Here is a 24,891-nt window from a genome sequence, read left to right as displayed (position 1 = left end):
TATTATAATTTTAAATTTCTCAATCGCAAAGCATTTACGATTACTGAGACAGAACTCAAACTCATTGCCACCGCAGCTAGCATCGGCGAAAGCAAGATTCCTAAAAAAGGATATAAAATTCCAGCCGCAATTGGAACGCCTAAAGTGTTATAAATAAAAGCAAAGAATAAATTTTGCTTGATATTTGACATCACAGCATGGCTTAGATTTTTAGCTTTTACGATTCCGTTTAAGTCTCCTTTTACTAAAGTAATTTTAGCGCTTTCGATTGCGACATCAGTTCCTGTTCCCATTGCAATTCCGATGTTGGATTGAGCCAGAGCAGGCGCATCGTTGATTCCGTCACCCGCCATGGCAACGATTTTTCCTTGTGCTTGAAGACGTTCAATTTCTTTCAATTTATCTTGCGGAAGACAATCTGCTTTAAAAGAACTCAAATGCAAATGTTCAGCAACGGCTTTTGCAGTATTATGATTATCCCCTGTCATCATAATAACCTCAACGCCTTGAGCAATTAATTCTTTAATAGCTTTTGCACTGTTTTCTTTAATGGCATCGGTAATGGCAACGAAACCTAAAACGCTTTTTTCAATGGCGATGTACGAAATAGTTTTTCCTAAATTCTGTTCAGAAATTACTTTTTGTTCTAAATCATTAGAAACAGATGCACCAATTTCAGCCATTAATTTTTTGTTTCCTAAAGCGACACTTATGTTTTCTATAGTTCCTAAAACACCTTTTCCTGCAATAGTTTCGAAACCTTGAACTTCTTTGAATGAACTATTTTTTGCTTTAGCGAAATTGACAACGGCTTGCGCCAAAGGATGTTCACTGTGCTGATTTAACGAAGCAATGTTTTGAAGCAGAAAATCTTCGTCATTGTTAACCGCGTATATTTTTTCTACAGATGGTTTTCCTTCGGTAATTGTTCCTGTTTTATCGGTTATCAAAACATCAATTTTATTCATGTTTTCCAATGCTTCGGCATTTTTAATCAGGATTCCGTTTTGAGCGCCTTTTCCCACCCCAACCATTACAGACATTGGCGTTGCTAATCCGAGTGCGCAAGGGCAAGCAATAATTAAAACGGCAATCGCATTAATTAATCCGTAAACGTAAGCGGGTTCTGGACCAAATTTTGCCCAAAGAAAGAATGTTAAAATTGAAATGATCACAACTGTCGGCACAAAATATTTAGAAACGCGATCGGCTAATTTCTGAATTGGAGCGCGAGATTTGCTGGCATCATTTACCATTTGAATAATTTGCGACAACATGGTTTCTGATCCTACTTTTTCAGCAATCATTACAAACGATTTTGTTCCGTTTATAGTTCCGGAAATCACGGCATCGCCTGTTTTTTTATCTACCGGAATTGGCTCTCCTGTAATCATAGATTCGTCGATGCTACTTTCGCCAGTTGTTATTTTTCCATCAACTGGAATTTTTTCTCCCGGTTTTACACGAAGTAAATCGCCTTTTTTGATATTATGGATTGAAATTACTTTGTCAATTCCGTTTTCAACCAAAGTTGCTTCCGTTGGAGCTAATTTCAATAGTTCTTTTATCGCACCATTTGTTTGTCCGTGCGCTTTGGCTTCCAATAATTGTCCTAATAAAACCAAAGTGATAATTACGGTCGCAGCTTCAAAATACAAATGAATCGTTCCGTGATGTGATTTGAATTCCGAAGGAAAAATATCTGGAAAAAACATTCCGACAATACTAAATAGAAAAGCAACGCTGGTTCCGATTCCGATTAAAGTAAACATGTTTAAATTCCAAGTTACTATTGATTTGTATGCGCGAACGAAAAACATCCATCCTGCATAAAACAAAACAGGAATCGAAAATAAAAGCTGAACCCAATTCCACTTTTCAATCGAAATTACATTATATAATGGATTATTCGGAATCATTTCTGACATGGAAATAATGAAAATAGGAAGCGTAAACAAAATCGCGATTTTCATCTTCTTCAATAAATTAGTGTAGGTTTTGTTTTCTTCACTTTCTGAAGCCTGCATCGGAACTAAATCCATTCCGCAAATTGGACAATCGCCTGGTTCGTTTGAAACGATTTCAGGATGCATTGGACACGTAAATTGTGTTGCAGTTACGGCAACTTGCGGAACTAAGTCCATTCCGCAGACCGCACAATCTCCGGGTTTGTTGTATGTTTTATCGCCTTCGCAATGCATTGGACAATAATAAACGCCATTTGCACTATGCTGGTGTACTTTTTTTGTTTCTGTTTTATGATGACTATGATCGTGATTCTCTTTTTTATGACTTGCACAGCAAGATTTAACGGCAGGTTCCCCATGATTTTTAGGAGAATCCATTTCAATAGTATAATTCCCCGCATCCGATAAAACTTCCTGAAATTTTTCTGTCGGGACGTGCTTATCCATTGTTATGGTTGCTGTTGGCGGATTCAAACTAACTTCTGCATGAACGCCTTCAACTTCGTTTAGAGTTTTCTCGACTTTGGTTCGGCATCCGTTGCACGACATTCCTGAAATTATATATTGATGAGTCATTGTATTGGTTTTTAAGTATTACAATGCAAATTTCCTAAGTATCTGTGAGTTCGGTTTGTAGAATTTTGGGAATGATTTGTAAGATTTACTAAATGATTTTTGTTTCACGCTCCCGATAGCTATCGGGATGGCAGATTTAAGCAGATTTTTTTTAAAACGTTGGCATTAATCTCGCAAAGTCGCACAGGCGCGAAGTTTTGTATTTAATAAGATAATTAAAAATAATCTCCCGCAGATTCAGCAGATTTGGCAGATAAATTAATTGTAAGCATTAAAATTTAAATCTGTTAAATCTGCTGAATCTGCGGGAGAGTAAAAAAACTTTGCGCCTGTGCGACTTTGCGAGAGATTAAATATTCTCGATCTGTATGCGCATTTTATCTTTTGACTGTTTGAAAGAAGTAGGAGTAAAGCCTGTAATTTTTTTGAATTGATTGCTTAAATGCGCTACATTACTGTAGTTAAGCATATCGGCAATTTCGCTTAACGAAAGCTCATTATAAACCAATAATTCCTTTACTTTTTCGATTTTCTGACTGATGAAATACTTTTCGATAGTGGTGTTTTCAATTTCAGAAAATAAATTGCTTAACGAATTATAATCTTGATTGAGGTTTTCTGCCAGATATTCTGATAGGTTTATTTTTAAATCATTATTTTTATGATGAACCAAATCGACAATCAGGTTTTTTATTCTTTCGACGGTTTTTGTTTTTTTATCATCAATTAAATCAAAACCTAAAGCTTGAAGATTTTCTAATAAAACTTCTTTTTGCTTATCGCTGATTTCTTCTTGTAGCTCAACTTCTCCCAATTCTACAGCAGTAGGTTGAAGTCCGAGTTTTTCGAACTCAGACTTCACTACCATTTTGCATCGGCTGCACACCATATTTTTGATGTAGAGCTTCATATTTATTTGATTGTTTCTACCACATTTCCGCAAGTTAGCATAGAAGAACCGTAGTACGGATTCTTAACTGCTTTTTCTTTACTTAACCAATCAGCGTCTGCCATTGGGCAATATTGTTTGTAGATTGGTTCTGTTGGACTTGAAACTTTTATTAAGTCGTAAGTACTTTTAGATAAAGATTTAAAAGTCTCGCGCTGTTTTTTAAGATCTGTTGTGGTTGAAATACTTTTGGCGTCGGCAGTTAGTTTTTTAACCACTTTCATCCAAACGGTATGCTCATTGCTTTTAAGTTTGTCCATTTTTACTGCAGTAATAGCAGTTAATAAAGTTGTCGCTTTCGCCGAAGTCAGTTTGCTGTCACTTTTAATAAGTGCATCTTTTACTGAAAAATATGCATCGTAAACAGATTGTAATTGAGAATCTGCCATTTCGATTGCTGTTGATTCGGCGTTATTTGTTTTTGCCTGAATTGTATTTGCACTAAATACTACCGTAAGTGCTGTTGCTAAAGCTATAATTGATTTTTTCATTGTATATGATATTTGGTAAAGGATTTAATTTCCTTTAAAATTAATTAAAAAATTTGATTTCAAAAAGACCCAACATGGGCTGTCACAAATACAATAATTATATTTTCGGCTTCAGCCAAATCGATGTAAATCCAGAAGAAATAGTAGAATTGCTATAAGATGAAATGGTGTTTTTTAAAGAAAAATTAAAAACATCGTTTTGTAAATCAAAATCATTTGAGTTTAAAATAACGAATTGCAACGCCGAAGTTGTACAGCTGCTATGACGGCATTTTCCGTCACAATTGTGTTTTTCTTGTTTTGAAGTTTTCTTTTCACAGCATTTTTTAGAACAGCTGTTTTCTTCTTTGGCAACAATTTCTTTAGAGTGTCCAGAATGGCATGCGTAAGTATAACTCGGGTTCCAAAAGAAACTGAGTATTATAAAAAGCATCATTATATGGATTTTCTTTTCCAAAGAAATTGTTTTTAGTAGCACAAATTTAGCTAAAAATGTTCGAGGAAATTACTTTTTAAGATTTTGCTAACTAGAGTTTTTTGAAATCTGTCGGTTTCATGTTTTTACGTTTTTTGAAATAATTGGTCAAATGACTTTCGTCTGTAAAGCCAAATTCATGCGCAATCTGTTTAATCGGCAATTTATTGTTGTGAAATCTTTTTTCGATTAAAGCCAATCTTAAATTATGAATATATTCTCGATAACTGACACCAAAAGTCCTTTTGAAATAAGCGCTAAAATAGGTTTGCGCAATATTAAAATGTTCTGCAATAACTTTTACCTGAACCAATTTGGGCTGATAAATATTCTGATGAATATAATTGGCAATTTGTTCACTATCAAAATGAGCCGATTTCATCTGAAGGTTCATGCAGCGGATAGTTTCTTTGATTAAACCAAAAATCGAAAGAATCTGATAAAATACAATCGGAGAAGAGGTAACATCGATATACTTATCATAGGTTACAATATTTTCGACAGTATTTTTTAAAATTGTTCTGCAAGGTTCATCAAATTTCAAAACCGTTTCTTTTAAGATTTTATCGCGCATGAAACTTTCGGGAGTATTCAATAAAAATTCATCGCAAGTTAAATTCTGTTTAGAATTGAAATAATTGTCAGTGAATTTGATAAAGATGAATCGAGTGCTTTTCTTTATGTCAAAATAATGTTCATCGTCTGGCGAAATCACAAATAAGTCGCCCGCTTTGTAAGGCAGAAGATTATTATTTAGATGATGAATCCCGCTCCCTTTCTTAATGTATATGATTTCGTAATACGTATGTGTATGTGGAGGAAGGTGAAATTTTTCTTCTTCAAATTCGTCAAGGACAAGCGTTTTAAACTGATTTAATTTCGGCATAACTTAATTATACAATTTTATATCACAAATATACAATTTTTAATTCGCTTAACGGTGTTAATTTTGCGTCGTAGAAATCTATTCCTTTCTACATTGAATCAAAATGAAAAAAAGTCTTATTGCACTCTCTTTAGGAGGGTTAACTATTGGAATTACAGAATTTGTAATGATGGGATTACTCCCAGATATTGCTTCAGATATGAAAGTTTCAATTCCGGTTGCTGGATATTTAATTTCGTCTTATGCACTTGGAGTTGTTATTGGAGCGCCTTTATTAGTAATCTTAGGACGCAATTTTCCGCCAAAAAAAATGCTTTTGATTTTGGCGCTAATGCTGACCGTTTTTAATGCACTTTCGATAATTGCGCCAAATTATAATTTCTTGTTTGCTTCGAGATTTCTTTCTGGATTGCCACACGGAGCCTTTTTTGGAGTTGGAGCGGTTGTTGCCAGTCGCTTGGCTGATAAAGGAAAAGAAGCACAGGCCATCTCCATTATGTTTGCTGGTTTGACAATTGCTAACCTAATTGGTGTGCCAATTGGTACCTATATTGGGCATCATTTTATTTGGCGTTATACCTTTATATTAATTGCAATTGTTGGTTTATTGACATTTTTGTTTATTTCTTTATGGATGCCAAAATTGGAGAAAGCCGGTGATGTAAATATGAAAACGCAATTACAATTTTTCAAAAAAACTGAAGCTTGGTTAATCATCGGAATTACTGCAATTGGTTTTGGAGGATTGTTTGCCTGGATCAGTTATATTGCGCCGCTATTAATTAATATTTCTAAATTTTCGCCAGAAGATGTTTCTTCAATCTTAATCTTGGCGGGATTAGGAATGGTTGTCGGGAATTTTCTGGGAGGGAAATTAGCTGATAAATATTCACCAGCTCCAACCGTACTTGCATTATTGTTCGTAATGGTTCTTGATTTGTTGATGGTTTACTTTTTCTCTTTCAATCAATATATTTCGTTATTTCTAACATTTTTGACGGGAGCAATTTCTTTTTCAGTTATCGCACCAATTCAAATGCTAATGATCAAAACAGCTAAAGATGCTGAAATGATTGCTTCGGCAGCGCTTCAAGGAAGTTTTAATATTGGAAATGCTTTGGGAGCTTTTCTTGGCGGACTTCCTTTGGCAGCAGGTTATAACTTTGCTTCACCCAATCTTATAGGTATTGCAATGGCTATCACCGGAATGATAATTACTTTTACTTTAATGCAAAAACACAAAGCAAATTTACAACTGCAGCGCGCTTAAAAAAAAAACGAATCCATTATTCAAATGTCCTTAAACTTAATTGTTTAAGGGCTTTTTTTTTGAATTCAATTTTAAATTTAGGCAATGGCTTTGGATGATATTGTAGGAATTAATTGGATTTTTAGGGCTTCGCAATGTGTTTTGTTTTTCTTCTTCTATAAAAATTGATTGAATATTTTTTTTTCATGTAATCGATTGTTTTTTTGATAAAAACGAAAGAAATTAATATTTGACAATAATATAATTACTATTTATTCATAATATAAATTGCATTTGTGGTATAAAAAAGTGCTTTTATTTTTGATATGTAATTTTTTTTAGCAAATTTTTATGAAAATTAATTTTTTATATGAAAAAAATATCTATGTTTGTGTAATCGATTACATGATTTGATTTTTGTTGATTGCAACTTATTTTTCAAAAGCGAAATCGATTGAAAAACCTTGCTGTTATTGAGTTTTTTTAAAATTAAGACAGTAAAAACATCAAAAATTAAAATTTCAAAACCACATAAATTACGATTAACCATTTAATAACTTAAACAATAAACCATGAACTTTAAAGAATTATTAAACAAAGGAGCAAACTATTGCTCTGTACTTGTTTTCTTATTGTGCTTGCTTATGAGTAGTCAGGTAAATGCACAGACTACAACTATAGAAGGAACAGTTAAGGACGCTGCCGGACTTACTTTGCCGGGAGTTAATGTGCTTGAAAAAGGAACTAAAAACGGTGTTTCTACAGATTTTGACGGACGTTATAAGATCAAATTGACTAATCCTAAAGCTGTTTTGACTTTTTCATTTATCGGATTTGGAACCAAAGAAATTCCTGCAGCAGGAAAAACGAAAGTTGATGTAGTTCTGACCGAAGATTCTAATAACTTGAATGAGGTTGTTGTAATTGGATATGGAACTTCAAAGAAATCTGATTTGACTGGAGCAGTTGCGACATTCTCTGGAAATGAGGTGCGCAAAATTCCGGTTCCTAACGTTGCAGAAGCTTTAACTGGGCGTATTGCCGGAGTATCGGTAACTTCTTCTGAAGGTTCGCCAGATTCGAATATTCAAGTTAGAATTCGTGGAAACGGTTCTTTAAGCCAAGATGCATCTCCATTATATATCGTTGATGGATTTCCGGTAAACAGTCTTAATGATATTTCTGCTTCTGATATTGAAACTATGACAGTCTTGAAAGATGCATCATCTACAGCAATCTATGGTTCTAGAGGAGCTTATGGAGTTATTATTGTTACTACGAAAAAAGGTAAAGATGGTAAAATTGCAGTAAACTTCAATATGTTCTACGGAATGAAACAGATGACAAATACGATTCCTGTTACATCTCCTGAAGATTATGTGAAATGGCAATATGAGTATGCATTGCTTGATCAAACAGACAAAACTATTTTGAGTAACCCAAGTTCTTACACAAAATATTTTGGTAACTGGCAAGATTATGACCAATACAAAGGCATGAAAGGAAACGACTGGCAAAAACAAGTTTTTGGACGTACAGGTGAAGTTCAAAGCCGTGACTTGTCTATTCGTGGTGGATCTGATAAAATAAACTATAATTTCAACTATGCTCATTATGACGAAAAAGCAATTATGTTGGGATCTGATTTCAACAGAAACAATTTATCTCTTGCCTTAAACAGCAAAGCTTCTGATAAAATTGATTTAAGTTTTACAGTTCGTTACTCAGATACAGAAATTAATGGTGCTGGTATGAACGAGCAAAATGAGGTTTCATCAGCAGATTCTCGTTTGAAAAATATTGTTGGATATGCTCCAATTCCAGTCCCAGGTTTGACTACTGATGATACAGATGAAGCTGTTGCCGCAAATTTAACGCACCCTTTCGTAGCTATTACAGATAATAACCGTCAACAGTTCAGAAAAAACTTTAATACATTAGGAAGTTTTTCTTGGAAATTGACTCAAGATTTAGTTTTTAAATCAGAGTTAGGTTTAGACAACTATAACTACCAAGATTACCGTTTCTACGGACGTACAACGTATTATGTAAAAAATAATCCAGCAGCAGAAAGACAAAATATGCCTGCGATGATTATGGTGGACAGAAAAGATACTCGTTTTAGAAATGCGAATACTTTAAATTATGATTTGAAAAAATTAGTTGGTGAAAATCATAATTTGAAATTCCTTTTTGGAGAAGAAAGTATTAACTATCAAAGAAATGACCTTACAAGTACAATTCAAGGTTATCCATTATCTTTTGAACTAGATGAAGCAAAAAAATTAACTTCTCAGGGTACGCCAATTTCAGTTGATAATTTTTATTATCCAGATGACAAACTGCTTTCTTTCTTCGGACGTGCAAATTATGACTATAAAGACAAATATCTTCTTACAGCAACGTACCGTGCCGATGGATCTAGTAAATTCTTAGGCAGCAATAAATGGGGATTCTTCCCTGCAGCAGCAGCAGCTTGGAAAATTTCAGGAGAAGAGTTTATGAAAGATGCTTCATGGATCAATTTGCTTAAATTAAGAGTGAGTTATGGTGAGGCTGGAAACAATAATATTCCAACTGGACAAATGGTTCAAAGTTTCATTTCTTCTACATCTACTTGGATTAATGGTGTTGATAATTTCTGGGCAGCTTCTAAAACAATGGCAAATCCAGATTTAAAATGGGAAACTACAGTTACACAAAATATCGGTTTAGATTTTGACTTGTTCAAAAACAAAGTAACAGGATCGGTAGAGGTTTATAAAAATAAAACAAAAGATTTATTAATGCTTTTCCCAATCTCTGGAGGTTATGACAACCAATACAGAAATATGGGTGAAATTCAAAACAGTGGAGTTGAGGCAACTTTGAATCTTAACCTTATTGAAAGAGAAAAGTACGGTGTAAGTGTATCTTTCAACGCTGCATTTAATACTAATAAAATCAACTCACTTGGAGTAATGAATAACTTTACTGCGTCATCTGGATGGGCTTCGTCATCAATTACAGGAGATTATTTAGTTAACGTAGGACAGCCATTAGGTATCATGTACGGATATAAGAGCGATGGACGTTATGAAGTAAGCGACTTTGATTACGCTGCAGGAGCTTATACTTTAAAAAGTGGAGTGCCAGACGGTTCAACAGTAGTTGGTAAAATGCAGCCAGGTGCTATGAAATTAAAAGATATTGATGGTGACGGAAAAGTAAATGCAAATGATTTGACTGTTATTGGAAATGCAAATCCAAAAAGCACAGGTGGTATGGTGTTAAATGCAAATGCTTACGGATTCGATCTTTCTGCTGCTTTCAACTGGAGTATTGGAAACGATGTGTACAACGCAAATAAAATTGAATTTGCTTCTTCAATTCCGAATGGACAATATAGAAATTTAAGCACAGAAATGGCTGATGGAAAAAGATGGACAAATCTTGATCCAAACACAGGACAATTAGTAACAGATCCTACAGCATTGACTGCTTTAAATGCAAACACTACAATGTGGTCGCCTTATATGCCTCGCTATGTATTTAGTGATTGGGCAGTTGAAGACGGATCTTTCTTAAGACTTAATACTTTGAGTTTGGGTTATACAACTCCAAATGCTTTGACTTCTGCTTTAGGAGTTTCTAAGTTGAGATTTTATTTTACAGCAAGTAATGTTTTTGTTTGGACGAACTATTCAGGTCCAGATCCAGAATCTTCAACTAGAAGAAGCACGCCTTATACACCGGGAGTTGATTATTCAGCTTATCCGAGAAGCAGACAGTTGATCTTTGGTCTAAACCTTAATTTTTAATTCAGTAAAACTTTCACAAGATGAAACATAAAATATTAATAGCAGGAATATTTATTGCAAGCCTTTTTGCTTCTTGCTCAGACGATTATTTAGATGCTCCGGCAAAATCAACCTTAGACGAATCAGTTATTTTTTCTAGCCCAGATTTGGCATCAGCAGCAATTGATGGAATCAAAATTCCATTTGCTGAAACCAACTCTTACAGAGGACGTTTTCTTCCTTTTTACGGATTGAATACAGATACAGAATGGTACAACTCTTCGCAAACTGTAAGTGATGCTTCAGATTTGTGTACCTATGATGCAAAACCAAATAATTCACAAATGAATACGGCAAATAATTCGTGGGCAATGAGTTATTCAGGTATTGAGCGTGCTAACATTTGTATTCGTGGTTTGCGTACTTATGGTAATCCAACTCCTGGATCTCAATTAGGATATTTATTAGGAGAAGCTTTGACTTTGAGAGCAATTTATTATGCTGATTTGGTGAAAGCTTGGGGAGATGTTCCAGGAAGGTTTGAGCCATTAAATAATGCAACTATTTATGTTGGAAAAACAAGCCGTGATGTGATTTACAAACAACTTTTGGCTGATTTGGCTGAAGCGGCAACATTAGTTCCTTGGCCAGGTGAAACTAAAGAGACTACTAGTGTAGAAAGAATTAATAAAGCTTTCGTAAAAGGTTTCCGCGCACGTTTAGCGATGGATGCAAGTGGGTATCAGCAATATCCTGACGGAATCAGAAGAAGTACAGATCCTGAATTATCAGTGGCAAATATGTATGCATTGGCATTAGCTGAATCGCGTTCGGTTATTGCAAGTGGATCAGCGCATTTGGAATCTTCATTTGAGACATTTTGGAGAAAATACAATCAAGAATATTTGACAGCGGGAGGAGAATCATTATGGGAACTTCCTTTCTCAGATGGTAGAGGACGTATGTTGTTCACTTTTGCAGTGCGCCATACTACAAACGACCAGTTTCATGCAAATGGAGCAAACCGTGGAGGAACAGCAGGACCGCTTCCAACTGTTTTCTATGACTATGATCAAAAAGATACAAGAAGAGATGTTACTTGTGTTCCTTATAAATATGGAACTGCTGTAAACAACATAGCGAAACAAGAATTAGGAGCATTAAATACATGGTATTTTGGGAAATACCGTTACGAGTGGATGACGCGTTTTGTGACTTCAACAAATGATGATGGTGTGAATAAAATTTACATGCGTTATGCTGAAGTTTTATTAATTGCTGCAGAAGCTGCAAACGAAATAGAAGGACCAGCGGCGGCAGCGCCATATTTAAAAGCAGTAAGAGCAAGAGCATTTGCTGCTGCGGACCAACCTGCTAAAGTTGAGGCTTATGTAAATGCTTTTACAACAAAAGATGCTATGTTTAAAGCGCTTGTTGATGAAAACAAATATGAGTTTACAGGTGAAATGGAGCGTAAGCAAAATCTTATTCGTTGGAATTTACTTAAAGCAAAAATGGACGAAGCTAAGGCAAATATGAAAGATTTGTCGACTCGTTCAGGAAAGTATGCTGATGTTCCATCTACTTTATATTATAAATTTAAAGCAGATAACGTAAGTCTTGATATTTATGGTTTAAATCGTGGAGAAACTACAAATCCAGGAACAGGTTATACCAGCTTCGCATGGACATGGACAGGCGCTGCAGCAGATACTAAAATCAATACTTTGTACAAACCAGGAGTTAATCCTGATAACAGACAATTTTGGCCAATTTGGCAAGTATTCCTAGATGGAAGTAACGGGAAATTGACTAATGATTATGGGTATTAACCTTTTGTGAATTAATAAAGTAAGAGTATGAAAACAAAATATATTATGAAAGGAGCAATTGCGGCATTATTGTTCATGACTGCCTTTTCAAGTTGTGACACTTTTAATGAAGGAGTAATTGACACTTTGGATGTAAACAGAGCGTTTTCTCCAATAGAACTTAAAGCGACGGTTAGAAATGAGACTTCAGTAGAGTTGAATTGGACTGTAAAACCAGATGCAGATCATTATGTAGTGCAATTCAGTGCAGATGATCCTGACTTTAAAACTATTTTTAAAACAGTAAATGTTGCGCCATCTGAATTGCCTGTAAAAGTGCAGCTTGAAGGAGAAACAGTTTATTCGATTCGAGTAAAAGCAGTAAGTGCAACTGGTTTAGAAGATTCTAAATGGTCGGTTACTACAGCTACAACTTTGTCTGAGCAGCTTTTTGTTTCGCCAGTACCGGCATCAGATATTGAAGCAACGCAAGTAACTTTAAGATGGGTTCCAAATAGTAATGTAACTCAAATTACTGTTGAGCCAGGCGGAATTTCTCATACAATTACGGCAGCTGAAAAAACGGCCGGAGTTGCTGTTATTAAAGGTTTAACAGGAGAAACTAAATATACTGCAACTTTGTTAAACGGAACAAAGAAACGTGGTACAGCAACTTTTACAACTGGAATTGATATCGGAACTGGCATTTTGGTTAAAGCAGAAGACAATAATTTAATTCAAAAAATTACTGATTCTCCAACTGGTTCTGTTCTTGTTCTAATGCCTGGAGACTATACAACTCAGACGGGATTAGTAGCTATAAATAAGACAATAACCATTAGAGGTCTTAGAACAGAAAATAAACCAAAATTAAAACTTAATTTCACTCTAGCTAATAATCCTGCAAATGCAAGTGAAGTGGTAAATTTCTCTTTGATTGATGTAGATATGAGCGGAAGCGGTTTAACAGGTGCTGCAATAGCAATAAGCACTGCTGCTCCAACACAATTAGGAGATGTTTTAATAAGTAATTCTAATGTTCACGATTTTCCTTCTCAATTAATGTATGGAAATGCTACAGCTAAATTAAAATCATTTACTGTTGATGGCAGTACTATTAAAAATGTAAATACTGCCGGTTCGGCTGATTTTGTTGACTTTAGAGCTACTTTTGTTGCAAATGTTTCTTTAACAAAAAGTACATTCGATACCTGTTCATCACGTGATTTTGTTAGGCTAGATGCTGTTCTTCCTGCTAATGGAGGTTTTTCTGGAACAGGTTTAACAAGTAATGTGTTAATTGATCAATGTACAATATATACACCTACATTACCACTTGCAAGTAGAATCTTGTATTTACGTTTTGTTTCAAATGCATCAATAGTGCGTAACACATTGTTTGCGGTTGGATCTGCAGTTTATACAAACTCAACTGCAACTGCAGCACCGACATTTTTGAATAATAATAATTTCAATTCTCCTAATTTGGCGCTAGTAGGAAGCAATAACAGACCTGATGCTTCTGCAACAACCTTAGATCCGCAATTTACAAATGCAGCGGGAGGGAATTTTACAGTTGGAAATCAATCGATAAAAGATAAAAAAATCGGAGATCCACAATGGCTTAAATAAATATTTTTATAGTTAGTTTGAAAAGGGATGCAGCAATTAAACTGCATCCCTTTTTTATTTTTGAAGAATTACTCTAATTCAACACATTCAAAAAGGCCATTGTTTAAAACTAAATCGGTTATTTCGTGTTCGCTGTCAATTCGTAGGATATTATCACAATCTTCGAGGTCAAAATTCCATGAAGTTTTTGGCAGTAGTTCGTCAAGAAGGGCAGAAGCTTGTTCTAATTTTGTTTGACTATCAACAGTAGTTTTGAAAACATAAATCATAATTAGCAGTATTTGATGGGCAAATTTCTGAAAATGTATTTCGATGAAATAGGATTCTATAATCTAAAATTAGGATTTATCAATCATTTTTCGATATTGAATAGGAGAAACTCCTTCGTGTTTTTTGAAAAAACGACTGAAATAAGATTGGTCTTCATGACCTACCTGCGCTGCAATTTCATTGATTGAAAGCGTAGTTTGAAAGAGCAAATATTTGGCTTCCAATAATATGTTCTCGTCAATCCATTTTACTGCCGATTTGCCGGTTACCGTTTTCACACATTTGTTTAAATGATTAGGCGTGACACTTAGCAAAGAAGCATAATGATTGACTTGATGATGTGTTTTGATGTGAACATGAATCAATTCTTTGAATTTGCTTGTAATAATTTCTGAAGCCGAAAGACTCTTAGGCGACTGAACGGCATTCTTGTTCATTTCATAAAACAAAGCAAATAAATACGTTTGAACAATATTTAAATTTGCATTATCATTATCTGAATACTCTTTTTGCAGTCTCTTGAAAATAGTGGTAATCAACGGAACATCTTCTGATGGCAAAAGTATTTTTGGATTTCCTGAAATTTTTAAGAAATCAAAATCGTTAAGAAGTTCGCGGCTACCATGCTTTCCAACCATAATTTCTGGATGAAATTGACAAACATAGCCATTGTGTATATTGTTGACATTATCAAGCGAGAAAATTTGTCCTGCCGGCACCACAATTATTTCATTATTCGTGGTTGTATATTCCTGATAACCTAATTTCATAACGTGCTGACCAGATGAAATAAAAATCAAAGTATGGCAAGAATGTTTAGAAGGAGGAACGGGGTGCTGCATGTGCATCATTTCTTCAATTTCAAGACAGAAAAAATGATCAGAATTCGATTTGAAAAGTAAATGAATAGGATTGTCTTCTCCTAAAAACTTCTCTCGAAATCCTTTTGGGCTATAGGTTTTTATTTTTTCAATCGGCTTTGATTTCATATCTAATAATATAATCTGAAATCAAGCAATTTACAGAGTGCATAATGTTTTTGGTACAACTCTTCGACCATTTCAGTAAGGTCATCATTTTCTTGATACAAGCTAAAAAATGCCTTGTCAATTGTACTGCAACTTGCAATTTTGTTATAAGTAGATCCGTAACCCGAAATGGCGCGCGCACCAGTTATGTCTAGAAAATATTGTGCTTCTTCGTCGTTAAGGTCGAGTCTTTTTTTATTGGCAAAATGAATAATCTTTCCTTTCATTTTTCCTTCAAAAAGTTCTGCTATTTCCTCAATGCTGTAATAATAATCATGAAGGCAAATGTTGTTTTCTTGTCCTGGCATCACCAAATAAATGATCTCATAATCTTTAAAGTTGTGATCATCATACAATAAGGTGTTTAAACTTTCCTCAAGACCTTCAATAGTGTCGCAGGTTTTATGAATGCTGGAAATACCTTGGTTAATTGCAATTTCTTCAAGATTTTTGACCACATCGGTTGTAGTAAAATCATCTACATCAGGAACGCCTTCAAGGCAGAAAATAAATTTTTCATTATCCATACAAATGTCTTTTTGATTTCGCTTTCAAAGCAGAAATGTGGTTTTAGACAAAAGTATTTTTTTATGCGGAAAAACAGCTATTCAACACTGATTTTAACGTGGATTTTAGATTTGATTAAAGTTTGAGATAAGTTTAATACCTGCTATTTTTCAAAGCAATTAACAATTCGGTTAGATTGACAGTCGCATAAGTCGAAGAATAATCAGAAACGGCATAAGGCAAAATTAAACTGTTATTATGAATAATCGCACCACAAGAATATACTACGTTTGGTACATAACCTTCGCGTTCATCTTCCAGTGGCGCAAGCAACGGTTCTTGAAGTCTTCCAATTTCTTTTGAAGGGTCATCGAGATCAAAAAGTGATGCACCTATGCAATAACGTCGCATTGTGCCCACACCGTGAGTGATAACAAGCCAGCCTTCTTCTGTCCATAATGGCGAACCGCAGTTTCCTATTTGCGTCAATTCCCAACTATAACGTGGTTCTTGCAAAAGAATGGGATTGTTCCATTGTGTTGCTCGCTCGGAGTACATAATATAATTGTTGACGCCGTCAATTCGGGCAAGCATAGCATATTTTCCATTGATTTTTTTAGGAAACAATGCCAAATTTTTATTCTGAGCGCCATCGCCGTGCAAAGGCAATACTCTAAAACTATAAAAGTCCTCGGTCAAAATTAGTTTTGGTAAGATCGCATGTCCGTTGTATGCGGTATAGGTTGCCATAACGCGAGAAGAACCGTCATCATCTGTAAAGCGAACAAAACGTGCATCTTCAATACCGCGGCTTTCTGATTCGGAAATCGGAAAAATGACACGTTCAGTTATATCCGAATCATGGCTGAACTGAACATCATAAAATGAATTGGCGAGCCAAATTATTTCTTCAAGCGCAGTTCGTCGTTCCTGACGAATGGAAGGATCACTTAAAGCAGTATTAACCATATTTTTTAAAACAACAAATTCAAACGCATCAGGCAAATCCTGCATAATTTGGTCAATGTATTTGTTTGTGGTGTGCATTTCAGACAACTTCGTTAGAAATCGTTCTTTATTTAACAACGTTTTATGTTCAATTTCGGCTTTGTCAATTTGATTGCCAATCTTCATTATTTGTAAATTATTGTCTTTATCGAGAATTCCTCTTCTAAAGACAATAGACGAAATATGTCCTTCGCCTGTTGCTCTAAATGAAATAATCACACGTTTTTCTCCCACTTCAAGCCCAGATTGATCAAAATCTTCGATAATTGAAGGATTGAATATTGCCGCCGATTCAATTGCGTATTCCATTGTGCAGTATGAACCTATTAGCATTTTTCGATTTATAGAAAGTGCTTCATAGTCAATTTGCATGGCTTCAATTAGAGGTCTTATTTTCTCGCAGTGCTTGAAAAATATAGCTGAAATATTTCGGTGTCTTCTGGCAAATTCACGAAGGGTTTGTTCTAAAGTGTCATAAACTTGTTTTTCATCTAGCATCATTATCCGTGCTACCATCTGCTGGGTTCGTTCGTCGCCATTCATAAAATATCGGGCAACAACTCTTCTGGAATCTGGGGTAAATTTTATGTTTTTTCGGATAACTGATACTCGCATAGTTTTATTTTTTTTAATTGTAATAAAATAAGGGCCTTTAGTAAAATTTATTTCGGGGAATTTAAATTTGCTTCAGAAAATATAGAATTAAAGCGTGCAAATAAGAAAATTATTATACCAAATTCTTAAGCATAAACAAGTTAGTGATTTTGTTAACGAAAAAAAACATTATTATTAAAAATTTTGCATTTAGGCATAAATGCTTAAGGTAAATACGGATAAAAAAACAAACTCTAAAAATGAAGAAAATGTGAAATTGATTCTTTATCGGAAGAAGTAATTTTTTAGAATGATCAGTTTTTTGTTAAAATTAATAATTTCGGTTGTAAAACCTAGAAAAAGATGGTTTTTAGCCTTTAACTGATAAGTATTTGATGGGGTGTTTTCAATAAAATCTGAACTTTTGTATCCCTAATTTTTAGGATAAAAATTTAACTTTAGCGGTTAAGAATTTCGAAAAAAAAAATAAATGATTTTAGTTATGAGAAAAATTATAATGCTGTGCTTTGCTTTTTTGTTTATCGGAAAAACAATAGCGCAGGAAGTGCCACTTTTGTCAAATATTTCGGCAAGAAACAATATTAACTTAAACGGACAATGGCGTTATATTGTTGATCCGCTCGAAAACGGATATTATGATTATCGTTTGATGCCTTTAAAAAGCAATGGATTTTTCGAAAACAAAAAATTCAATACGACAGAACTTTCAGAATATAATTTTGCAACCTCGGCAGTCATGCAGATTCCGTCAGATTGGAATTCAAAAGATGAAAGATTGTTTTTTTATGAAGGAACAGTTTGGTTTGAAAAAGACTTTAATTATAAAAAAGATGCCAAAACCAAAGGCATTCTTCATTTTGGAGCTGTAAATTATGATGCAAAAGTATATGTAAACGGAAAACTGGCAGGAACTCATATTGGCGGTTATACGCCTTTTAATTTTGATGTAACCAATTTGCTTGTTGACGGAAATAATTTTGTAGTAGTAAAAGCAGATAACAAACGTCATAAAGACAATGTTCCGACCGTAAATATGGATTGGTGGAATTATGGCGGAATTACAAGAGATGTAAATTTAGCGCAAGTTCCGAATACCTATATTGAAGATTATTTGGTTCAATTGAACAAAAACGAAAAAATTTCGGGTTGGATAAAATTAAATAATGAAACAGCAAACGAATCGGTTTCGGTTTCAATTCCAGAATTAAAAATCAAAAAAGAGATCAAGACTGATGCGAAAGGAATGGCTTATTTTGAAATCAAAGCCAATCCAGTTTTGTGGACACCAGAAATTCCAAAATTATATGAAGTAAAAATTAGCAAGGCAGATGAAAATTTAGTGGACCAAATTGGCTTCAGAACGATTGAAACAAAAGGAAAAGAAATTCTGTTAAACGGAAAAAAAGTCTTTTTGCGAGGCATAAGTATTCACGAAGAAGCGCCTTTTAGATCGGGAAGAGCTTGGTCAACAGAAGATGCTCATACTTTGCTGACTTGGGCAAAAGAATTGGGTTGCAATTATGTTCGTTTAGCGCATTATCCGCACAATGAAAATATGGTGAAAGAAGCAGAAAAAATGGGATTAATGATTTGGTCAGAAGTTCCAGTTTATTGGACTATTTCATGGACAAATCCAGATACTTATGCCAATGCAGAGCATCAATTGCACGACATGATATACCGAGATAAAAATCGTTGTGGTATCGTAATTTGGTCAATTGCAAATGAAACGCCACATGGTGACGACCGAGATGCTTTTTTAAGCAAATTGGCGAAATATGCTCGTACGCAAGACAATTCCCGCTTAATAAGCATGGCGATGGAAGTGACAAAAAGCCCAAACAACATCAATACATTGCAAGACAATATGAACGAATATGTTGATATTGTGAGTTTCAATCAATATCTTGGTTGGTATCGAGGAACAAATGAATCTTGCAAGGACATGCAATGGGTAATTCCGTACAACAAACCCGTAATTATAAGCGAATTTGGAGGCGAGGCTTTGCAAGGTTTGCACGGCGACAAGAAAGAACGTTGGAACGAGGAATATCAAGAAGAGTTGTATATTCAGAATACGCAAATGTTCAATCGAATTGAAGGTTTGGCCGGAGTTTCACCTTGGATTTTAGTTGATTTTAGATCACCAAGAAGACAATTGCCAGATATTCAAGATTTCTTTAACAGAAAAGGTTTGATTTCAAGCGGCGGAATTAAAAAGAAAGCTTTTTATGTCATGAAAGATTGGTATGCGCAAAAAGAAAAAGAATATAAGGACAATTAAAAACACTTATTTATTCTAACACATAGAAACATAGATTTAGGATGGTTAGAAAGGCGTTTTACTTGTTTAAAATAAACATAGTGGCTATGTGTTAGAAACTAGTTTCTTTCCAATCCCTATTATTTATTAAATAAAATCTATGTTTCTATGTGTTGAAAAAACTAAAGATTACATTTACGCTAAATGACAATTTAAAATAAAGTTCAAAACCTTCAGAATCATTTTTGATTTTGAAGGTTTTGTGTTTTTTCCGTAATTTTAACTTGAAAAATAAAAGACTTAAATGGAAATAGAAATCGTCATTAGATTGCTTTTAGCGGCATTTTGGGGAGCTTTAATTGGAGCTGAAAGAGAATATAGAGGAAAAGCGGCAGGTCTTCGGACTACAATAATGATTTCTGTGGGAGCTTGTTTCTTTACATTCATGTCAGTTTGGATTGGCGGAGCCGGAAATCCGGACCGAATTGCTTCGAACATTGTAACAGGTTTAGGTTTTCTTTGTGCAGGAGTAATTTTTAGATCAGACAGCCATGTTAGCGGTATTACAACTGCTGCGACAATTTGGTCAGTTGCGGCGGTGAGCATGGGCGTAGGAGCAGGTTATTATTTTGCTTCGGCTTGTGCGGCATTAATGATTCTTCTGATTTTGACAATGCTTACCGTTTTGCAAGATAAGATTGATATTAGCAATGAACATAAAATACTTCGTATCACATTTAAGCGTGGCGAAGACGGTCATAAAAAATGTAAAGAACTTTTTTCTCAATATGATATAAAATCAAAATTGATTATTCAGCGTTGCAATCAAGATCATGTTACTTTGGAATGGCAGGTACATGCTTCCAAAAAATCAATGGAATTATTATCTGCAGCACTTATGCAAGATCCAATTTTTGAAGAATTGATTTTGTGATTTCAGATTGGTTTAGGAAGCAAAAAGAATTATTCTCTCATTGAATTTTAACGTATTTTTGCCAACTGAAAATCAAAATCAATCATGATAAAAATTAATCAAACGGAATCTTTTGCCGTTGAAGATATACTATTCTGTTTTGCTCTTGAATCTGAAGCAGCAGAAGTTTTTAAAGAAAACAACACTTTATTTACCGGAATTGGAAAAGTAAATGCAGCTTACGAATTGACGAAAGCAATTCAAAACAAAAAGCCTTCTATAATCATAAATCTTGGATCTGCGGGAAGCAGCAGTTTTCAAAAAGGCGAAGTAATTTGCTGTACCAAATTCGTACAACGAGACATGGATGTTCGTGGTTTGGGTTTTGCATTATATGAAACGCCATTATCTGGTTTGCCTCCAGTTTTAGAATATGGTTTGCTGATGGATGATAGGAAAGAAGGAATTTGCGGAACGGGAGATAATTTCGAAATGGAACATTCTTCTGATGCCTATAATGTTGTTGATATGGAAGCTTATGCTTTAGCAATGATTGCAATGAAAGAAAAAATTCCATTTTTATGCCTAAAATATATTTCTGATGGAGCTGATGATAATGCCGCCGAAGATTGGACCGTTCAAGTTCATAAAGCAGCGATTTCTTATGGCAAAATTTTAGGATTGATTTAAATATAAAGTGCGGTCTCAAAAGGGCAATTCTTTTGGTTTGCCAGAATATTTATAAAAATATTTTGCAGATAAAAAACCCAGCGGGGTAAAATATTTATAGCATTTTAATAAGATAGATAAAAAAGCTCCATCGGAGCGACATCTTTTTTCATAATCTAAAAGTATGTCGCTCCGATGGAGCTTTATATTGTAAAACGTATATTCTTTACTATAGATATTTAGCTTCTCTGAAGCTTGTAAAAAAGGAGCTATTCTTTTGAAACAGCCTTTTGTGTTTTTAGGAAAAATCTATTTTACTAAATATGAAACCTGATCAGCTTCGCATAATCTAAAATAACCTAATGCATAATTATTGACATTGTTTGTATTTACAATGTTTCCTCTAATATTTCCTGGAGGAACCTGAAAAGGATTTGAGTTTGAAGCTTCTAAAATCAATTTCATATAATTGAAAAAGTTTTTAGAAATACCGCGATGCAAAATCTTTAAAGTATTTCCTGGCTTCATGTCTTCATTGGAATATCTTGTACTGATTTCGTTTCCGTTATAAAAATCATCGTTTGTGATTTCATATTCCGGAAAAATTAAAAATTCACTTTGATAATCGGTCAAATAAAAATTGACTTGATCTGCTGGATCTTTATAATAAAATGTGACTTCAATTGCATCTTTTCCGCCAAAATCAGGAACGATTTTTTGTTCTATTTTATCAATTGGAGTTGCCGAAGTCAGTTTTTCGACAGCTGTATAACTTTGTCCTTCGGCCTGAACAAACAATTTGTAATCCATGTTGATTACAGGAACAAAATTGGTGCATTTGTAAATTCCTGCTTCAGATTCGGTAAAAGTAAAGACATCGCCATTGCTGTTTTCAACTCTAACCTGTGCACCTGAGACTTTTGGCGTGGAGCCATTATAATATGGAGCTGTTTTGCTGATTTTAATGGTTTGTTCATTTCCTGAAGTTCCTTTTTTCCATACAATTTCGGCATCAATTACAAGTTTAGTTTCGCCAGTTTCCAAATCGAGATTTACGACTTCTTCGCACGAACTGAAAAACAAAACCGAAAAAAGACTCAATAATGCCAATGCTTTATTCATGATGCTGTATTTTTTTAATTTTTTCATAGCATTAAAATTTAAAATTATAAGAAACCCCAGGTACAATTCCGAAGATTGAAAGCCTTCTGGTTTCATTCATTCCCGTATCTTCATTGGTTGTAAAATTCATTGAAGCTGCATTTTTTCGATTATAAATATTGTAAATGCTGAATACCCAATAGCTTTGCCAGCCTTTCTTTTTCTCTGGTCTTGGCGTATAAGTTGCGGCAACATCTAAATGGTGAAAAAGCGGTAATCTGTTCTCGTTTCTCAAAGAATAATTAGGAACGTGAATACCACCAAATTCATAATAACCGTTTGCATACGTTACCGGTTGACCTGACTGCAAGGTGAAATTTCCATTAAAAGACCATTTTGGACTAAATTCATAACTACCAACAACGCTCAAATTATGCATTTTGTCATACCCAGATAAATACCAGTCGCCGTTTGCAATTCCTGGTTCATCTGGAGTTCTTCCCGGTGTTTTTTGTTCGGCGCGCGATAGCGTGTAGGAAATCCATCCGGTGAAATTTCCTGTGTTTTTTCGAAGTAATAACTCCATTCCGTACGATCTGGCTTTTCCGTTTAGGATAACTTGTTCAATATTGTTGTTGGCCAAAACATCAGCTCCATCAATGTAATCAATTCGGTTTTGAACGTTTTTATAAAATAATTCTCCCTCAAAAGAATAATCTCCGTCTTTGAAATTTTTGAAATAACCCATCGCATATTGATCCAGCATTTGTGGTTTGGTAAAAGGCCCGCTTGGCGTCCAAATACTCATTGGCAGAGGCGACTGCGTATTCGACAAAATATGAATGTATTGCGCCATTCTGTTGTAGCTTGCTTTTACCGAAGTATTTTCGTTGAACGCATAAGACAAAGCTGCTCTAGGCTCAAAATTGTTGAAACTGCTAATCTTTTTTCCTTTTCCATAATATACAGAACCAGTTGGAGTTCCTTCCTGATAAATATTATAAAGCGGATTAAAAACCACAGCCTGATCGTTTTCATAAGTACTGATTTCTTCTGAACCTAAACGATAAAATATACTGTAACGAAGTCCATAACGGAAATTCAGTTTCTCTGTAATTTGATTTTCAAAATCGATAAATGCTGAAGTTTCTAAAGCATATTTTTTGTCCAATTGCTGATAATTAAACTGCGAATCAGAGCTTGTTGGCTGTACAACTCCCGGATTGAAATTATAGTACAAACCATCAATTCCGTAGTTTATTTTGAATTTGTCGGATTTCTGATAAAACCAATTGTACTTCAATCCGTAGCTTTTGATATTGCTGTCCCATTCAAAATTTTCTGAAGAAAGTCCTAAGTTGAATTTATAATCACTGTAAAATGTAGAAAGATTAGTGTTTAAACGATCTGAAAATTTATGTTTCCAACTTAAAATCCCCATTGTATTTCCATATTTGCTCGAAAAACGATCATTGATGTCAAAAACATCATTTCCGAAATAGCCAGAGAAAGCCAAACTATTACTAGCATTAAAACGATAATTGAATTTCGCATTTAAATCATAAAACATTGCTGAGTTTTTGTTGTCAGCCAATTTCAAAAATAAATGTGCATACGAAGTTCGGCCCGAAACAATAAATGAACCTTTGTCTTTTTGAATTGGTCCTTGAACCAAAAGACGGCTCGAAATTAATCCAATTCCTCCATTTACTTTATAGTTTTGAAAATCTCCGGTTTGTTGCGTAACATCCAAAACAGAAGAAACACGTCCTCCATATTTTGAAGGAATTCCGCCTTTATACAATTCTAAACCACTAATGGCATCGGCATTAAAAATGGAGAAAAATCCAAACATGTGTGAATCGGCATAAACGGGAGCGCCATCTAAAAGAATCAAATTCTGGTCAGCCGCGCCTCCGCGAACGTTAAATCCTGAGGAAGCTTCTCCGGCATTGGTAACTCCGGGCAAAGTCAAAATTGATTTTAAAGGATCTGGTTCGCCCATTGCAACCGGAATTCTTTTGATTTCCTGCATCGAAAGCTTGTTGACGCTCATTTGAGTATTTTTGATATCAGTGGCTTTGTTGGCAGTTACAATAACTTCGCCCAATTGCTGACTGTCTGATTCGATATTGAAATTGATATTCGCATCATCAGAAATCGTAATTTGTTTTTCCTGATTTTTAAACCCCACATAACTAATCACAAAAGTGTAAGTGCCATTTGGAACTTCGATGCTGAATTTTCCATTATAATCCGTTACGGTGCCAGTTTCCAATTCTTTAATGAAAATATTAGCGCCAATAACGGGCTGTTTTTCATCATCAATAATCTGGCCTTTCAGCTTGCTTTTTTTTTTGGTTGCTTTTTGAGGTTGAGATTTCTGTTTCACAAAAATATTATTACCAACAACAGAAAATTGGATTGTTGCCGTTTTGTTTAATTCTGAAATGAGCGTACCAATTTCGATTTGCTTATACGTACTTTTTTTGGTAAAATATTTTTTATTGGTATCAATTTGATCGGTAAAAGCAAACTTGAAATCGGTTTGGTTTTCAATTTGTTTGAAAAATTCTTTTAAGGTCATATTATGATCTACAGTAACATTTACCTTTTGTGCAGACATACTTAAGCTGAGTAAAAAAAAGCATGCTGAAATTATATGCTTCATGAATTTTTGTATTTTTGAATATTATTGAATG

At 34.5% G+C, this 24,891-nt stretch carries 18 protein-coding genes; 7 read left to right on the top strand and 11 right to left on the bottom strand.

Features of this window, described 5'->3' with window-relative positions; translation table 11 throughout:
* Positions 1 to 2: 2 nt before the first annotated feature.
* The 5 genes from SCB73_RS03100 to SCB73_RS03080 form a co-directional block, all read right to left on the bottom strand.
* On the bottom strand, positions 3 to 2,543 hold the full coding sequence (locus SCB73_RS03100; RefSeq protein WP_320568697.1) for a heavy metal translocating P-type ATPase: 2,541 nt from the start codon (positions 2,541 to 2,543) through the stop codon (positions 3 to 5).
* A gap of 349 nt (positions 2,544 to 2,892) precedes the next feature.
* Entirely contained in the window at positions 2,893 to 3,411 is a 519-nt protein-coding gene (locus SCB73_RS03095) for a helix-turn-helix domain-containing protein (RefSeq protein ID WP_320568696.1), read from the bottom strand.
* Positions 3,412 to 3,455: 44 nt separating this feature from the next.
* Entirely contained in the window at positions 3,456 to 3,983 is a 528-nt protein-coding gene (locus SCB73_RS03090; RefSeq protein WP_320568695.1) for a DUF3347 domain-containing protein, read from the bottom strand.
* Between the two features lie 97 nt (positions 3,984 to 4,080).
* Positions 4,081 to 4,440, bottom strand: a complete 360-nt coding sequence (locus SCB73_RS03085; protein ID WP_320568694.1) for a hypothetical protein — start codon at positions 4,438 to 4,440, stop codon at positions 4,081 to 4,083.
* A gap of 70 nt (positions 4,441 to 4,510) precedes the next feature.
* Positions 4,511 to 5,344: an AraC family transcriptional regulator gene (locus SCB73_RS03080; protein WP_320568693.1), complete on the bottom strand. Its 834-nt coding sequence runs from the start codon at positions 5,342 to 5,344 to the stop codon at positions 4,511 to 4,513.
* Positions 5,345 to 5,447: 103 nt separating this feature from the next.
* Between SCB73_RS03080 and SCB73_RS03075 the strand changes: the two genes are divergently transcribed.
* From SCB73_RS03075 to SCB73_RS03060, 4 genes are all read left to right on the top strand, one after another.
* The gene (locus tag SCB73_RS03075; protein ID WP_320568692.1) at positions 5,448 to 6,614 is read left to right on the top strand and encodes an MFS transporter; all 1,167 of its coding nucleotides are present in this window, start codon (positions 5,448 to 5,450) and stop codon (positions 6,612 to 6,614) included.
* 551 nt (positions 6,615 to 7,165) lie between these two features.
* Positions 7,166 to 10,393, top strand: coding sequence for a SusC/RagA family TonB-linked outer membrane protein (locus SCB73_RS03070; RefSeq protein WP_320568691.1), 3,228 nt, complete (start codon positions 7,166 to 7,168; stop codon positions 10,391 to 10,393).
* 20 nt (positions 10,394 to 10,413) lie between these two features.
* Positions 10,414 to 12,204 (top strand): RagB/SusD family nutrient uptake outer membrane protein, encoded by a 1,791-nt coding sequence (locus SCB73_RS03065; protein ID WP_320568690.1) that lies wholly within the window; start codon positions 10,414 to 10,416, stop codon positions 12,202 to 12,204.
* A 27-nt stretch (positions 12,205 to 12,231) separates the two neighbouring features.
* Positions 12,232 to 13,815 carry a DUF5123 domain-containing protein gene (locus tag SCB73_RS03060; protein ID WP_320568689.1) on the top strand — a complete coding sequence of 528 codons (1,584 nt, stop codon included), beginning with the start codon at positions 12,232 to 12,234 and terminating at the stop codon, positions 13,813 to 13,815.
* A gap of 68 nt (positions 13,816 to 13,883) precedes the next feature.
* On the opposite strand, the gene SCB73_RS03055 is transcribed toward SCB73_RS03060, so the two are convergent.
* From SCB73_RS03055 to SCB73_RS03040, 4 genes are all read right to left on the bottom strand, one after another.
* The gene (locus SCB73_RS03055) at positions 13,884 to 14,084 is read right to left on the bottom strand and encodes a hypothetical protein (RefSeq protein ID WP_320568688.1); all 201 of its coding nucleotides are present in this window, start codon (positions 14,082 to 14,084) and stop codon (positions 13,884 to 13,886) included.
* Positions 14,085 to 14,153: 69 nt separating this feature from the next.
* The gene (locus SCB73_RS03050; RefSeq protein ID WP_320568687.1) at positions 14,154 to 15,074 is read right to left on the bottom strand and encodes a helix-turn-helix domain-containing protein; all 921 of its coding nucleotides are present in this window, start codon (positions 15,072 to 15,074) and stop codon (positions 14,154 to 14,156) included.
* 2 nt (positions 15,075 to 15,076) lie between these two features.
* A complete protein-coding gene (locus tag SCB73_RS03045) occupies positions 15,077 to 15,640 on the bottom strand; it encodes a DUF6642 family protein (RefSeq protein ID WP_320568686.1) in 564 nt (187 codons plus the stop codon).
* Positions 15,641 to 15,773: 133 nt separating this feature from the next.
* On the bottom strand, positions 15,774 to 17,243 hold the full coding sequence (locus tag SCB73_RS03040; protein ID WP_320568685.1) for a glycoside hydrolase family 130 protein: 1,470 nt from the start codon (positions 17,241 to 17,243) through the stop codon (positions 15,774 to 15,776).
* 481 nt (positions 17,244 to 17,724) lie between these two features.
* Between SCB73_RS03040 and SCB73_RS03035 the strand changes: the two genes are divergently transcribed.
* The 3 genes from SCB73_RS03035 to SCB73_RS03025 all read left to right on the top strand — a co-directional run bounded on the left by SCB73_RS03035 (position 17,725) and on the right by SCB73_RS03025 (position 21,109).
* Complete coding sequence (locus SCB73_RS03035; RefSeq protein WP_320568684.1) at positions 17,725 to 19,527, top strand: glycoside hydrolase family 2 protein; 1,803 nt, start codon at positions 17,725 to 17,727, stop codon at positions 19,525 to 19,527.
* Between the two features lie 283 nt (positions 19,528 to 19,810).
* Entirely contained in the window at positions 19,811 to 20,440 is a 630-nt protein-coding gene (locus tag SCB73_RS03030) for an MgtC/SapB family protein (RefSeq protein WP_320568683.1), read from the top strand.
* A gap of 84 nt (positions 20,441 to 20,524) precedes the next feature.
* Positions 20,525 to 21,109 carry a 5'-methylthioadenosine/S-adenosylhomocysteine nucleosidase family protein gene (locus SCB73_RS03025; protein WP_320568682.1) on the top strand — a complete coding sequence of 195 codons (585 nt, stop codon included), beginning with the start codon at positions 20,525 to 20,527 and terminating at the stop codon, positions 21,107 to 21,109.
* 288 nt (positions 21,110 to 21,397) lie between these two features.
* Here SCB73_RS03025 and SCB73_RS03020 read toward each other — a convergent pair whose 3' ends face one another.
* Both SCB73_RS03020 and SCB73_RS03015 read right to left on the bottom strand, forming a co-directional pair.
* On the bottom strand, positions 21,398 to 22,237 hold the full coding sequence (locus SCB73_RS03020; RefSeq protein WP_320568681.1) for a DUF4249 domain-containing protein: 840 nt from the start codon (positions 22,235 to 22,237) through the stop codon (positions 21,398 to 21,400).
* Positions 22,238 to 22,241: 4 nt separating this feature from the next.
* Complete coding sequence (locus SCB73_RS03015; protein WP_320568680.1) at positions 22,242 to 24,860, bottom strand: TonB-dependent receptor; 2,619 nt, start codon at positions 24,858 to 24,860, stop codon at positions 22,242 to 22,244.
* Between the last annotated feature and the right edge of the window lie 31 nt (positions 24,861 to 24,891).

The sequence above is a fragment of the Flavobacterium sp. KACC 22761 genome (assembly GCF_034058155.1).
Lineage (GTDB): Bacteria > Bacteroidota > Bacteroidia > Flavobacteriales > Flavobacteriaceae > Flavobacterium.
This window is presented reverse-complemented; position numbering and strand designations above follow the sequence as displayed.

What these genes read in the sequence shown, in the direction of transcription:
- SCB73_RS03100 (WP_320568697.1), bottom strand. Translation starts at nt 2,543, where the DNA reads ATGACTCATCAATATATAATTTCAGGAATGTCGTGCAACGGATGCCGA.
- SCB73_RS03095 (WP_320568696.1), bottom strand. Translation starts at nt 3,411, where the DNA reads ATGGTAGTGAAGTCTGAGTTCGAAAAACTCGGACTTCAACCTACTGCT.
- SCB73_RS03090 (WP_320568695.1), bottom strand. Translation starts at nt 3,983, where the DNA reads ATGAAAAAATCAATTATAGCTTTAGCAACAGCACTTACGGTAGTATTT.
- SCB73_RS03080 (WP_320568693.1), bottom strand. Translation starts at nt 5,344, where the DNA reads ATGCCGAAATTAAATCAGTTTAAAACGCTTGTCCTTGACGAATTTGAA.
- SCB73_RS03075 (WP_320568692.1), top strand. Translation starts at nt 5,448, where the DNA reads ATGAAAAAAAGTCTTATTGCACTCTCTTTAGGAGGGTTAACTATTGGA.
- SCB73_RS03070 (WP_320568691.1), top strand. Translation starts at nt 7,166, where the DNA reads ATGAACTTTAAAGAATTATTAAACAAAGGAGCAAACTATTGCTCTGTA.
- SCB73_RS03065 (WP_320568690.1), top strand. Translation starts at nt 10,414, where the DNA reads ATGAAACATAAAATATTAATAGCAGGAATATTTATTGCAAGCCTTTTT.
- SCB73_RS03060 (WP_320568689.1), top strand. Translation starts at nt 12,232, where the DNA reads ATGAAAACAAAATATATTATGAAAGGAGCAATTGCGGCATTATTGTTC.
- SCB73_RS03055 (WP_320568688.1), bottom strand. Translation starts at nt 14,084, where the DNA reads ATGATTTATGTTTTCAAAACTACTGTTGATAGTCAAACAAAATTAGAA.
- SCB73_RS03050 (WP_320568687.1), bottom strand. Translation starts at nt 15,074, where the DNA reads ATGAAATCAAAGCCGATTGAAAAAATAAAAACCTATAGCCCAAAAGGA.
- SCB73_RS03045 (WP_320568686.1), bottom strand. Translation starts at nt 15,640, where the DNA reads ATGGATAATGAAAAATTTATTTTCTGCCTTGAAGGCGTTCCTGATGTA.
- SCB73_RS03040 (WP_320568685.1), bottom strand. Translation starts at nt 17,243, where the DNA reads ATGCGAGTATCAGTTATCCGAAAAAACATAAAATTTACCCCAGATTCC.
- SCB73_RS03035 (WP_320568684.1), top strand. Translation starts at nt 17,725, where the DNA reads ATGAGAAAAATTATAATGCTGTGCTTTGCTTTTTTGTTTATCGGAAAA.
- SCB73_RS03030 (WP_320568683.1), top strand. Translation starts at nt 19,811, where the DNA reads ATGGAAATAGAAATCGTCATTAGATTGCTTTTAGCGGCATTTTGGGGA.
- SCB73_RS03025 (WP_320568682.1), top strand. Translation starts at nt 20,525, where the DNA reads ATGATAAAAATTAATCAAACGGAATCTTTTGCCGTTGAAGATATACTA.
- SCB73_RS03020 (WP_320568681.1), bottom strand. Translation starts at nt 22,237, where the DNA reads ATGAAAAAATTAAAAAAATACAGCATCATGAATAAAGCATTGGCATTA.
- SCB73_RS03015 (WP_320568680.1), bottom strand. Translation starts at nt 24,860, where the DNA reads ATGAAGCATATAATTTCAGCATGCTTTTTTTTACTCAGCTTAAGTATG.